The sequence below is a fragment of the Acinetobacter sp. AYS6 genome, assembly GCF_025630795.1.
GTDB lineage: Bacteria > Pseudomonadota > Gammaproteobacteria > Pseudomonadales > Moraxellaceae > Acinetobacter.
Genome location: NZ_JAOTNV010000004.1, coordinates 250506 through 264551 on the forward strand (window position 1 = coordinate 250506; position 14046 = coordinate 264551).

At 38.3% G+C, this 14046-nt stretch carries 6 protein-coding genes and 2 pseudogenes; 3 read left to right on the forward strand and 5 right to left on the reverse strand.

What is annotated here, in order from left to right:
- Positions 1 to 186 precede the first annotated feature (186 nt).
- Both OD757_RS02060 and OD757_RS02065 read right to left on the reverse strand, forming a co-directional pair.
- Entirely contained in the window at positions 187 to 4692 is a 4506-nt protein-coding gene (locus OD757_RS02060) for a translocation/assembly module TamB domain-containing protein (RefSeq protein WP_263030701.1), read from the reverse strand.
- A gap of 26 nt (positions 4693 to 4718) precedes the next feature.
- Positions 4719 to 7226, reverse strand: a pseudogene (locus OD757_RS02065) (autotransporter assembly complex protein TamA); the annotation flags it as partial.
- A 391-nt stretch (positions 7227 to 7617) separates the two neighbouring features.
- Between OD757_RS02065 and OD757_RS02070 the strand changes: the two are divergent.
- Together OD757_RS02070 and coq7 are read left to right on the forward strand one after the other, a co-directional pair.
- Positions 7618 to 8940: an MFS transporter gene (locus OD757_RS02070; RefSeq protein WP_263030702.1), complete on the forward strand. Its 1323-nt coding sequence runs from the start codon at positions 7618 to 7620 to the stop codon at positions 8938 to 8940.
- Between the two features lie 3 nt (positions 8941 to 8943).
- Entirely contained in the window at positions 8944 to 9579 is a 636-nt protein-coding gene (gene coq7 / locus OD757_RS02075) for a 2-polyprenyl-3-methyl-6-methoxy-1,4-benzoquinone monooxygenase (protein ID WP_009391838.1), read from the forward strand.
- A gap of 45 nt (positions 9580 to 9624) precedes the next feature.
- On the opposite strand, the gene OD757_RS02080 is transcribed toward coq7, so the two are convergent.
- Positions 9625 to 10173, reverse strand: coding sequence for a DUF2799 domain-containing protein (locus OD757_RS02080; protein ID WP_016145790.1), 549 nt, complete (start codon positions 10171 to 10173; stop codon positions 9625 to 9627).
- A 201-nt stretch (positions 10174 to 10374) separates the two neighbouring features.
- Here OD757_RS02080 and OD757_RS02085 point away from each other — a divergent pair.
- Positions 10375 to 10548, forward strand: a pseudogene (locus tag OD757_RS02085) (glutamine synthetase); the annotation flags it as partial.
- Positions 10549 to 10637: 89 nt separating this feature from the next.
- On the opposite strand, the gene OD757_RS02090 reads toward OD757_RS02085, so the two are convergent.
- Positions 10638 to 11354 carry a response regulator gene (locus tag OD757_RS02090; RefSeq protein WP_263030703.1) on the reverse strand — a complete coding sequence of 239 codons (717 nt, stop codon included), beginning with the start codon at positions 11352 to 11354 and terminating at the stop codon, positions 10638 to 10640.
- Positions 11355 to 11365: 11 nt separating this feature from the next.
- Positions 11366 to 14020, reverse strand: a complete 2655-nt coding sequence (locus OD757_RS02095; protein WP_263030704.1) for a sensor histidine kinase — start codon at positions 14018 to 14020, stop codon at positions 11366 to 11368.
- Positions 14021 to 14046 lie beyond the last annotated feature (26 nt).

Sequence of the window (14046 nt, forward strand, 5' to 3'; positions counted from 1 at the left end):
TAATTCTGGAAATTAATTTATAAAACAGCAATTTTCAAGTGAATTTTCTTTAATCAGAAGTCTATTGAAGCTCAGCTTCCTTTTTAGAAAATCGATGCTTTATATAATAAATATTCAACTTTTAAAATCTGGGAAAGATGTCATTAAAATAAAAGCCCACTAGAAGTGAGCTTTTATTTCATTTATTTAGAAACGCCAGTTATAGAAAAGATCGATTGCTCGTTCTAAAGATTGACTTGCTTCTAGATATAAACGGCGGTTCATTTGATAACGTAAAGTCAATTTGTTGACTGGAGTAAATACTCCGACACCGTAACGAATGAATAAATCAGGTGTGATATAGCCAGTTAAACTTACCTGAGTATCATCACCCGTACCTTGTGCATCCAAAGCTAAGCCACTCAAACCAAAAGTACGTCCAATCTGATTCGTTAAAGCACGTGTACCACCTAAGCCCATACTGATCCCAGCGGCAGCAATGGTGTTATTTACATCAGACTTGAAGCCTTCTGCATTACTTAAACCGCTTGCCCCCTCATTAATACGTCCAGTCACAAGCGCATTCAATGCTTCTTGTTCAGAAAGACCTGCGTCATTATAAACTTGAATGTTTGGCGATGAGGCAGTACTTGTAACACGTACTCCAACCATACTACCTTGAACATTTTTATTTGCGTCTATATCTAAAGTTGGGTTTGCCAATGGCCCATTAAAACGCGCAATTGCTCGATTTAAATCTAGACTTTGTCCATAGGCTTCAATTTTTACTTTTTGGCTGACACCAATTGCCCCATTAGCTCTCATTGCGGTTTCATAGCCACGTTGAGTTAAATTCAAACGACCAACTAACGGAATATTACTGTTAAAGCCTTGGAATATCACTTGTTTTCCAATATTAACAGTAATATCAGCTCGGATATCCCAAGGTTTAGCTGCACGTAAAATTGCAAGTGGGTCTTGGCCTTGTCGAACGATACGCACATCTGATGAGGTATTAATGACTGGAGCAGTTGTTTCCGGCATTGAAATACGTGCACGAGGAACATCTACCGATCCCTTTAAACTTAAACGCTTATCAAAAGGATACATATCCAGTGTAAGGTTTGGATTGGCAATTGCAGTAATTAAAGGCGCCTGACGTACAAGTAAATTATCACCTTTAAGGTTTAATTGAAGACGTGGTGCATCTTTCCATTCAAAACTGCCTTTAAGAAGACCAACACCTTGTCCACTGTTAAATGCCCCATCAATTGTTGCCATGTCCTGACGAATTGATGAGTAAACCTGAACATTGGTCAAATTAACTGGAAGCGAAATCATACTGATTGCACCATTTTTCAGACGCATTTCACCAGTAAATTGTGGCTGAGTTAATGTACCATTAACTTTACCAGCCAAGGCTAAGGTCCCACTCAGTTTGCGGACATCTTGAATAAATGGTTTCAAGACTTTTAATTGAACATCATTAAAAGCGACCTCACCATGCATTGGCATTGATGGCTGGAATGGATTGATAATAACATTCGCATATCCTGTACCAATATCAGGTGTTTTAACATCAACACGGAACAACAGCCCTTCAGCTACACTTTTTGCAATAACACCCAGCTCATCATAAGCTAGCGTTGTTGGAGGATCTTGAGGATCTTCAGCAGCTAAACCAATTTCACCTTTGCGCGTAATTAAACGTGCATCAAGTTTTGGATTTCCTCCATTTACCCATGATGCCTTGGCATAACCATTTAATTGCCCAGTCATCGCTAAGCCTTCAGGCATAAATGCCGCGAAGTCACTTAAATCCATGTTCTGAGTAACGAACGAAATATTACCGCGTGCTTTACTTACCCGTACTGGTTGGTCAAAACAGAGTTGGCTATGAGCACTCTGCCAGCAGTGTTGACCTACATATAACTCAGATCGTGCAGAAGAAAAAATCACCGGAGCATTTTGATTTTGTGCCAGACGAATTCGTTTTGAATCAAAACTTCCTTTCTGGATCTGGCCTAGCCAATCATTGTTTTGGTTAAATCCGCCTGCCAACTGAACATAGAACTTGGAAATACTATTATTGCCAAGTACTTTTAATAAATGCGCTTTCCTTGTTCCAGTTAAATTCAACTCAGCAGACTGAATGAGTCTATTTCCACTACGCAAGTTATCTAGTTTTGCTGTTAATTGAGTCGGTGTTGTTTCCGATGTTGGAAGCTCCCCCTGAATACTCAATCGCTTCACACTTACTAAAGTATTAAATGCAAAGTTATCTACTGCGATATTTGCTGTAGCTTTTAAACGTGGTTGTGATTGCACATTCAGGTCGCCGTAAGCTCGACCACGCAACCCTGGATATAACTCATAGAGTGCTGGTGCATTGAGCTTAATTTTTAGATTTTGTGCATTACCTGTCGCTTGTAGCTGATTCTGTCCATATACTAAAAATAAATTATTTGCTTCAAACTGCTGAGGTAAAAAGCCATTTTGATTAGAGTCCATCAATAAAGATAAATTACCTTTACCACGAACAGGTTTATTATTTATAAAGCCAGCAAGGTTCAATTGCTGAATATTAATTCGTTTCAAATGATCTGACCAAACCCCTTGAGTTTTCAGATTTCCTGAAATTTCACCTTTTACAGCTGAGGTAAAGTATTGAGGTTTAAAGCGTACTAATGAACTATTAATATCCCATGCAATGCGATCTTTTAAATTTACAGAACCTGTCGCATAGATTTTTCCAGCAACCCCGTCGTGTTGTAACTGGTTAATTCGAATAAAATCAGGTGTACCTGCTATAGAAAACTTCAGTAAACCATTTGCCTGTTTTAAGGCTTTTAAAGTTCCATCATAATTAACTGCAAAACCTTTAAACCCACCACCAGCTTTCACATCATGGAATAATAATGCTGCTGTGCTTTTACCGCCTAAAGTTACAGTCTCCTGACCCGCTTGAGCCAGTCGACCAGTTAAATTTATCTTCTCAAATTGAATGATTTGCTGATTTGGTTTAGCAAAACCATTTGCTTTAATCGAACCATTTAAAAGATTAACAGGCGCTGTCGCATGAATACTTTGTGGATTGAAATCTTTTGCATTTAACAATGCGTTCCAAACCAACTGACGTTTTTCAGTAGGAAGCAACACTTTAGCCTGTCCAGTTAAGCTACCTTTTTCAGCAGCAAAACTAAAATTTGGAACATTTAAAACATTATCTTTAACATTGAGATTTGCAAGATATTGTCCTGCTGGCAATAAAGTTTTTTCATGCTGATATACTTTTGTAGCCACTTTAATATCTTGCTGACCCTCACGTAATGTTAAATCAACCTGACCATTGTCACTGCTTAACCATCCAATATAAGGCATTGCACGATCTATTTTCGACCAAGCCACATTCATAAGCATTGGTTGGGGTTTATTATTTTTTTCAGGAGCCTGATTAAACTTGAGTTTCCAAGACTCGTAACGGTCAAAATCGACATTAGCAAATACTTCAGTACCTTTTTCTAAAGAGCCGGTTGAAGCAACGGCAGCATCTAGACTTGGCGGTAAAAAGTCTTGAACAACTTGAGGAATTGCTTTGTCTTTCGGATTAATATGGTCTAAACGGCCTTTAACATCCCAAGTAACATGATCTTTCCAGTTCACTAAGCCTTTAAGGTTAACAGCCCCTTTCATGACTTGGCCGTTAAAATCGGTAATATTAAGTTGATGGACCAGATCAGTATTCATTAAAGCGTTGTACTGACCTTCAGGTAAATTCTCACCCTTTAAATCTGTATCAAGTGCTAAATTAAGTTGTTTAATATCCCCTTGAAACTTGATTACGCCATTTTTTGCAAAAAGCTTTTGTTCCTCCAGCAAAGGTAAGTGATAATTTTTTAGTAATAACTCACCCTGCATTGGAACTTCATCACGAACAGGATGCAACACCACCCATCCCGTTAATAAATCGGGAGTTGTAGTTGCAACACCCGCTTTTAAAGTATCTAAACTTCCGCGAGCTGCAACTTTAATATTTTGAATATTCAAACTTTTTAGAGATGGGATTCTTAAATCTGCTGTCGCATTTAATGGATATTTACCACTAAAGTCCATTTTTCCTGTTGCGTTGTGGACTGAGAGATAACCCATATCCATACTAGATTTTTCAAATTCCAGTTTGGTCTCTGACCAGAGCGCATCTTGTAAATGAACATCATGAAAATCTACATCTGAGGTCGCTAACTTAATCTCTAAATGGTCCACATCAGCTTCATCGACACGTAGAACAAATGGCAACTTAATGGGTTTAAATTCAAACGCCTTACCAGAAGGGGGAGTTTTATTAATAATACGTAAATTACGCACATCCGCATGGCTCAAATGTACTTCTTTTTCTAATAATAAAGAGCGCCATCCTAAGCCTACGTCAGCTCGATCTAGGGAAACATCAACATCCTTTAATTGCACCAAAACATTCTTAAGAATAATACCGCGTAGTAAGTTTCCGCCTTCGTATTCATATTTAATTATTTTCTGAGCTTCTAAAACCCGATCTAATAAAAAACGACTTCCGCGATCTGTTGACATCATGATCACTAATGAAGACGCTAATAATAAAAATATGATTAATATCGTCAGCAAGACACTACGCAAAATGCGCCGCTTCTTAGGAGAGCTAGGTGCCGAATTTGGCTGCTGTTCTACATCCGCCATAAAATAAACCTAATAAAATTTTATTTTTAAAGTTGTGGGCCTATAAAGAAATGTAAACGAATCGGATGGTTTTCATCTGAAATACCCGAAGCGACATCTAAACGGATTGGCCCAATTGGAGACTTCCAGCGAATACCAACCCCAACGCTATAAGCTGCTGGATTATTAAAGTCTTTATCATAGGAATTACCAAAGTCAGAGAACACAGCGGCGCGCCAACCGTCCTTAAACTGATAGTTATATTCTAAAGAACCTATAGCCAAAGCTTGCCCCCCGATTTTATATCCATCTACTTCTGGGGAAAGACTCTTATAGTCAAATCCACGAATTGTTTGGTCCCCACCCGTAAAGAATCTAAGATTGTACGGAACTTTGTCAAAATCATCGGTAAAAATGTAGCTAAGGTCAGATCTTCCCACGAATTGATGATCATCATTTTCACCAAGAGAATAAATAAATCTCCAGCCCGCACTTGCAATTGCCATATTGGCATCGGATAGTAAACTTTCGCTACCTAATTCTAATTTATAAGTTTGTTTAAAAGCTTTCGTTGGATTTAAACGTGTATTGCTCGAGGTTTTAGAGGTTTCATAACTAAATAATAGTGCTTCTTGCTCTGATGCAGCAGTTTTAAAAGCATCTGGTAACTCAGAAATGTCAACATTACCCTGTTGAGTCAAACGGTCTAAACGATAGCGGACACCAAAAGTATGTTGCCAGTTCCCTAATGGACGTTTAATTATGCGCTCTCCACCAACCACAGCAGACTCAGTCAACAAACTTACATCTGGGCCAATATCATCACGTGTTTCACGCTCATATCCCCCCACAATGTTAAAGTAATCATTTAACGGATGTTTATAGGGAATACTGTATCGGCCATCCACAGATTGACGAATTTGAGAAACTTCTAAGTTTGCATCAAAAGAATGTCCATATTTATTGACAATAGAACGGCGATACTGACTACGTAAACGCGCGCCCGTATCGGTTCCGTAACCAATACCAGTTTCCAAACTGTTTAGTTTATCTGCATTTAAAGTCACAATGACTGGAATTCTTTTCGTTTCACGTGCTTGAGCTTGCAAACGATCTTGTTCAGTTTCTTTTTCATCCTGCTGACCTGGGGCACTTTGTAACATTGCTGTTTGAGGTTCTCCCTCTTTTACTTTTTGTGTTCCTGCAAACTGTTTTTCATCTACTACGTTTTGGGTAACTTCTTTATTAGAGGTGGCTAATTGACGTGCTTTAGCAAGTTGTCTTTCTTCGGGTGAAAGTAAATTAGACTCATCCACATCAATATTTTGTTCATCGACCAAAGCTTGTAAATCTGGTGCTAACTCAAGTGGTTTTTCAATTGGATCAGGTTTTATTGAATCAACTAAAGTGTAATTAAAATAGCGAGAGTTGGTTAAGTTGTTTGCTAATACATTTACTCGCCAAAATGCATAGTCATCACCCTCTTTCCAAGGTGCCATACTTTCTAAAATATTTTGGTTCAAAGGTAATGGTTTCGATGGATCACTCATCCGAAACTCAACCTTATCTAATTTGTAACGCTCACCTGTTTCATAACGCAAGTTAATATCAGCCTTATTTTCTGGCTGACTCACTTTCACATCATGCAAACGCCAATAAGCATCAAAATAACCATTATCAGAGGCTGCATTAACAATACGATCTTTCGTGGTTTCATATAAACCATGATTAAAGATATCACCAACATCCTGTTCAGGAACTAAACGAATAACCTGAAACTGGGGTTGTTTTTCACCCGCACCAGTAAATTCGATATTTTGCTCATTAATTCGTACCGGTTCATTTGGCGTAACGTTGACACGGACCCGGCTTGGGCTTAACTTTTCAAATCGGAACTCTGCATTATAGTAACCCACTGCTTGAGCAGCCTGATTACTTAGCGTTCTAAGCTGAGGTAAGGCAGCATTAAAATCTTCAAATGATTCTTGAGTAAATGTTGATAATTTACCTTTAATATTTTTAGCCAACACATCTGAAGCACCATTAACCTCGGCACTAATACGTGGCACTTGCTCCATGGGAATCACACGCGGTGGGCGTACTTTATTTAAAATACGCTTAAAGAAACCAACTTGCTCAGGTGGCTCTTCGGCCTCTGGGGTTAATTCAGGTAAGGTTTTTCCAGTTTCATTGGCTTCGACTACAATCTTACTGTCAGATTTAATCTCTTGCATCAGCTGGTCAATATTTACAGGTGCTTGATTAATCTGATTTAATTCAGACTGAGTTGCATCACTGACTGTAACCTCTGGTAGCTTCTGAGTGCCATTTTGGAAATTCTGCGCTTCATTTTTAGCTTCTTCAGCGACTTTATAAATTTCATTTGCCATGTTTTCATCAACAGGCAATTCTGGCAAATCTTCAAGATTATCAAGCGTAATTGGCTTAAATTCATCAATTTGATTTGGAAATTGTTCTTGTTGTTGCAATATAGCCAAGCTATCTTGTTGCTGCTGAGCTTGGGTCACAAGTGTAGCAATATCTGTGATTGGAGCTGCGTATTGTTGACTCACCGTATCAGACTGTTCAGTTGACGCATCAGACACTGTCTGGTTTAAAGTTGATGAATTATTCTCAACAGAGGTTTGAGCAAAACTTGGCGTTACACAAACTGTTAACAACAAGCTGCTACAAATAAGTTTAGGAATCCCCTGCATTTTTAAAATTAAATGCATAGAATGAGAGAGAGTTGACTGTTTAAACTTAATTTTAGAAGGCATAGAAAACTCTAGACTTATTTTTTAATAAAACGCACCAAGGTAAGTGTAAAACTCACTCAAAACCATTGATTTTTCATTTAATCAAGCGTTAAAAATATCATACATGGTTTTCGATGCAAATTAACACTCGGTCACATTTTTTTATAAAACACAATGAAGTTTGCACATGATGAAACAAGATGAGCACCTGATGACATCACGTCGGTTTGTACCGATGTTTTTTACCCAGTTTTTTGGCGCATTAAATGATAACGTTTTTAAGCAATCTTTATTATTAGTGATTACTTATGGTTTGATTCAGCAACAGTCTGCCCCAGTAAGTACCCTCAATAATTTAGCAGCTCTCTTGTTTATTTTGCCCTATTTCTTTTTTTCAGCCACTGCTGGACAAATTGCAGATAAATATGAGCGTTCTCAACTGGTCCGTGGCATTAAAATCTTAGAAATCATCATTATGCTCATCGGTACTGCTGGTTTCATGTTGGGCCATTTATGGCTACTTCTTCTTGCTTTATTTTTGATGGGTACACATTCGACATTCTTCGGTCCCATTAAGTACGCAATTTTGCCTGAAATATTAAAACCGCATGAGTTAATGTCAGGTAATGCTCTGTTTCAGTCGGGCACTTCAATGGCAATTTTATTTGGGATGATTTTAGGTGGTGCTGTAATTGCATCATCACATGGGAATTTATTGTGGATTAGTCTTACTGTGGTGATTATTGCTGGCATAGGCTATGTATGTAGTCGCTTCATTTTGCCACAAAAGGTTGCTGCTCCTGATTTAAAGATTGACTGGAATTTCATTCGTACGAGTTTTCAAACCATTAAATATGCCAAAAGCTTGCCTTTAGTGTTCACCATTTTGTTAGGTAACTCATGGTACTGGTTTTATGGCGCAACTTATTTAACGCAAATTCCACAGCTTACCCAACAAAATCTTCATGCATCAGAAAATGTAGTTAGTCTGTTGCTTACTTTCTTTTCAGTCGGTATTGGTGTCGGATCTCTTCTTTGCCGAAAAATTGGTGGTTCAGAAATTAATATTAAAATGGTGCCAATTGGTGCAATTGGCCTTACCGTTTTCGCGCTCTACCTTGCTGCCAGTCTAGCTTTTGTTCCTGAAAGAACTGGCGCATTACTTACTTTAAAAGATATTTTTACTCAGGGTTGGGTTTACTATCACGTTATGATTGCTGTGACTTTACTGGGCATTAGTGGCGGTTTTTATATTGTTCCCCTTTATGCCATGATGCAGGCTTATTCACCACGTTCACATCGTGCTCGTGTTGTAGCAGCAAATAACATTTTAAATGCCGTTTTTATGGTTTCATCTGCATTTTTTTCAATCTTAATCTTAAGTGTTTTAAAAATTGATATTAAAATACTATTTATTATTACAGCTGTACTTAGTGCAATCTTTAGTATTTGGCTTCTAGCACGTCTAAAACCAATGCTTGCCACAGCACATCTTTCTTTGGAGGACTAATTTATGCGCCACTATACGGGAATTGATCAGCTTATTAATTCTTTTGATCAAGCATTACGTAGTCTTGTTCCGGGTGCAACAGCAGCACAGCGCCAAAATCCAGCCGAATCAGTTGAAGCAAAACTAGGCGTAGAAGATGCTCGCCATGTCGCAGGCTTAATGCGTGTTAACCATAGCGGTGAAGTGTGTGCACAAGCCCTTTATCATGGGCAAGCATTAACGGCGAAGTTGCCAAATGTACGCAAGGAAATGCAACAAGCAGCAATTGAAGAACAAGATCATTTAGCGTGGTGTGAAGTTCGTTTAAAAGAATTAAATAGCCATACCAGTTTATTAAACCCAATTTGGTATGGGCTTTCATATGGCATGGGTGCTCTTGCTGGTATTGCGGGTGATAAATATAGCTTAGGTTTTGTTGCTGAAACTGAGCGTCAGGTAAGCATGCATTTGCAAGACCATTTGAACCAGTTACCTGCTCAAGATGATCGCTCTCGTAAAATTTTAGAGCAAATGAATGAAGATGAGTTACATCATCGTCATACGGCGCTTGAAGCAGGCGGTGTTGAATTGCCTTATGCTGTGAAAATTACCATGACAGCCATTTCAAAACTCATGACAAAGACTAGTTATTATCTTTAAAAAAAACAAAGGATTGATCTCATTCAGATCAATCCTTTTAAAATATTATTTTAAGCCATGATCATATTTGAAACGTTCAATATCTCGAATTGAGTTCCAATAGTTTCGATTAATACGGTCACGATCAATTTGTAATTCTCTTAAAAGCTTACGATAACGTTCACGCTCTTCTGGCTTCAACTTTTCATTGTAAGCATTATCAGAATATTGCTTAAATTTCTCGTCATAACGATCGTATTCAGCTTTTGCATTGTAGTAATCAGAAGCTGCCTGATAATAAGGTCTTAAACGATTACGCTGCTCAACTGGGCATACATTAATATTGCCGTTACCCTCTAAAGCGTTATAAAAAATATTCGCTGGTTGGCAATAGTACCCTAGACCTTCTTTATATCCGCGCTCATATGACTTCTGATCTGGAACAATATTGGCTTTTCCACACGCTTTATAATATTGATCTAAACGTGGCGATGAACCTTTTGAGCCATCTTTCTCACCCACTAATGACCAATTCGCAGTCTTACATTCTTCTACGCTCATTGCAGCACAACCTGAAAGGCTGATTGCTAGAATGGCTAAACCGATATTTTTCATATTAAGAAAACTCAAAAATAAAATTAAAAAACGCAAAAAATAAAATTCCAGTAAACACCCTAAAAGGTCCTGCTCTATTCAAGACCTCAAAAATAAGTGATTCACTGGATAAGTCTTAAGTTTAAATCAGTTTGACCATCTCACCAAATTGAAAGGTCATAATTCTTAATATTGTTTAATTAAAAAAATAAAATCAGAAGAAAATTTCAAAACGAGCATATTTTATTAGCCAACAACCAACCAGAAGCCTTAAAAATATTTAAAGGAAGTCTTATTTTAAAAGGATATTTAGGGGCCGACTTTGTAGAGCCTTGATACACAGTAAAACAAACTGAATATCAAAATATTTACAGCCAAATGACTGAAGCAGAATAACCTTGGGATATTTAAATAAAAAAACTAAAAGATATAAACCACTTTGCAAACCCTTAGGGAGAAATTCCCTAAAGTTTTTTTATATCTAATTAATGATTTTTCTGTTGAGCTAAAAAACGTAATCCAACACCAGGCTCAGTAGCAATATAGCGAGGTTGAATCGCGTTATCCCCCAACTTACTACGTAACTTCCCCACTAAAATACGTAAATAGTGAGTATCTTCCTGATGGGTTGGCCCCCAAAGTTCTTTTAAAAGTTGTGGCTGTGTTAAAAGCTGACCTTGGTAGCGCATTAATAACGTCAAAAGTTGAAATTCTTTTCGAGTTAACGTAATTGGCTGTTGCTCAACCCACACCAAACGTTGCGTAACATCAACTTTGAGATAACCATCGTCATATACATGTGCTTCTTGCTGAATCGGTTGGTTTCTTAAAATGACACGTATGCGCGCCAAAAGTTCTTGAACACTAAAAGGCTTGGTCATGTAATCATTTGCGCCAGCGTCTAGCAAAGCAACTTTTTCATATTCATCAGCACGTACAGATAACACAATAACAGGTACATTCGACCAGCTACGTAATTCTTGGAGTACTTCTTTCCCGTCTAAATCGGGTAAGCCTAGGTCAAGAATAACCAAATCAGCACCTTGGGTCGCCAAAGTTTCTAGGCCTTTGTAACCTGTCTCACAGAGCGTGGTTTTGTATTTTTGTGTTCTTAAAGCGATGTCTAAAAATTTACGGATTTGAGGCTCATCATCAATAATCACAATACGTGTTTTTACAGGAGATGTTTCTGAAGTTATCATGACTTTACAACTTATTCTTTTACGGGATGAATGGGTAATTTGATTTGAATTAAAGTACCTTTATTTTGGCGTCCTGAAAATGCTTCTATTGTACCCATATGAGCACCAATAATTGCCTTAACAATCGTTAGCCCTAAACCTGTACCAAATTTTCCACGGTCTCCACGCTCCATGGTGTAAAACATATCAAAAATGCGGTTTCTTTCGTCTTCAGGAATTCCAGCACCTTTATCTTCAATTTCTATTTTTACTTCATCTTCTGATGAAAGATGAGCACGAATCATGACTGGTTCATCTGGAGGTGAAAAGTTTGCCGCATTTTCTAAAACATTAAAAATGGCTTGCTCTACCAGTGCTGGGTGTACATATAAACTAATCGCTTGTTCAGGTAATTCAACCGACACTTGAGTATCTGGTTTATAGCGCTTTAAACAGCGGGTTGCAGAACCGATTAATTCGTCCACACCAATCCAGTCTCTTTTTAAAGATAGACCTTCATGCCCCAAACGTGTCATATCAAGTAAGTTTTGAATATAACGGTCTAAACGTTCGCCTTCTAAATGAATGGTTTCGAGTAAATCCTGTTGGTCTCGTTCTGACATATCAGCTTTAAAATCGGCAAGTGTGTCTGCTGCACCAATAATAGAAGCAAGCGGTGAACGTAAATCATGCGATACCGAAGATAATAAAGCCGAACGTAATCGCTCTGTTTCACTGGTGACTTTTGCTTGTTCTAGTTCATTGACCAATTGGGTGCGAAGAGTCGCTTGTGCAATATACTCAATTACACTTTCCGTCAGTTTCTTTTGCTCAAAATTTAGAGAAACCACATCGTCCTTAAAGTAAATTCCCACTATACCTAGGCTATTTTTCTGCTCTAGAAGAGGTAAAAACCACCAATTCGACTGACTGAGTGTATCGGTAAAACGTCCGCACGGTTGTTGATGTTTTAAGCACCAATCTGCCGCGACTTTTTCTTTATCACTTAGCTCTATATCAGATGAAATGACTCTATCTTGAATAGAAATCCACACTTTAGTTTGAAGTTGTGTTTCTAAAGTCATACGTCCTGTTTGCATGACTTCTTCAAGATTCACCGCACTAGAGAGTTTACGTGCCAAGTCTTGCATCACTGTGGTGTAGGCATTGGCAGCTTTTAAAGACAAAACCTGCTGACGTAACTGAGAAGCCAACCGCCCAGCGATTAAAGCTGCTGCAAAAAAAGCAACTACAGTCACTACACCTTGGTGTGCTGAAATTTGAAAGGTATAACGCGGGGCAATAAAGAAAAAGTTATAAGCCAAGAAACAAATAAGAGCTGCCACTACTGCAGCGAGCATTCTCGTTTTGGTTGCTACAATTAAAACTGAAATAATAAAAATGACAGAAAAGTCTTCAATACCTAATAGAACTTCGGCAAAGTGAGCTATAAAAATACTGGCACACGTCACAGCTAAAACAAAAATACTTTCTTTTAATGATAAAAATGATGGCTTTTCAATTTGAGTTGTTTTTTTAGTGCCCTGTTCTGGGTGCAAAATGGTTAAAGCAATCGAGTTTTCTTGATTTAATAATTGCTGAGCTAAATTTTTCTTAAATAACTTTAGCCACCACGGCGAAATACTTTTGCCAATGACCAGATTGGAAATACCTCGGTCAACCGCGGCATCCATTAACACTGAAGCAACTCGCGGCCCATATAAAACCTCTGTTCGGCCACCGAGTTGCCGAGCTAGCTCAAACGCCCGATCAACCTCGATATATTCTTTTTTATAAGAGTTTCCTGAACTCTGTCCAAAGTCTAAACTTTTAGCAACATTCACTACAGTCCATGTTGCTCCATAGCGTTCAGCTAAACGACAACCGGCCCGTACTAAATATTCAGAAGAGCCTTGTCCATCTATGGCAATCATTAATTCATTTTGCAACGATATAGACTTCAAACCTTTAGAGGCATAGCTCTCTTTTAAATCTGAATCGACATGTTCTGCAACGCATTGCATTGCGAGTTCACGTAATGCTGTTAAATTTGAAATGCTAAAAAAGCCTTGTAATGCCAAATTTGCTTGCTCTGGCACATAGACTTTTCCTTGATGGAGCCGTTCAATGAGTTCACTGACGGGTAAATCAATTAAGCGAATGTCTCGAATACGATCAAACACCCGATCTGGTACCGTTTCATTTACTCTAATGCCAGTAATCTGGTAGACCACATCATTTAGGCTTTCTAAATGCTGAATATTAATGGTCGTAAATACATCAATACCTGCGTCTAGCAATTCATTTATATCTTGCCAACGTCGTTCATGACGACTGTTTGGGACGTTACGATGAGCCAACTCATCGACCAAAACAATTTCTGGATGCCGAAGCAGAATAGCATCCAAGTCCATTTCTTCTAAAGTATGCCCTTGATATTGCATTTCCTTTCTAGCAATTTCAGGTAAGCCTTCCAAAACTTTTAGAGTTTCTATTCGTCCATGAGTTTCAACAATGCCCACAACAACATCTGTGCCCTGTTGAAATAACTCTTTGGCGCGGGCAAGCATGGCATAGGTTTTTCCTACACCAGGTGCCGCACCAAGAAAGACCGTTAGTCGACCGGCTTGATATCTGTTGACATGATTTAATAAGGCCTCAGCCTGATTTTCGCGATTGCTTTGCACTTGATATCATCCGGTAAACTAACAAC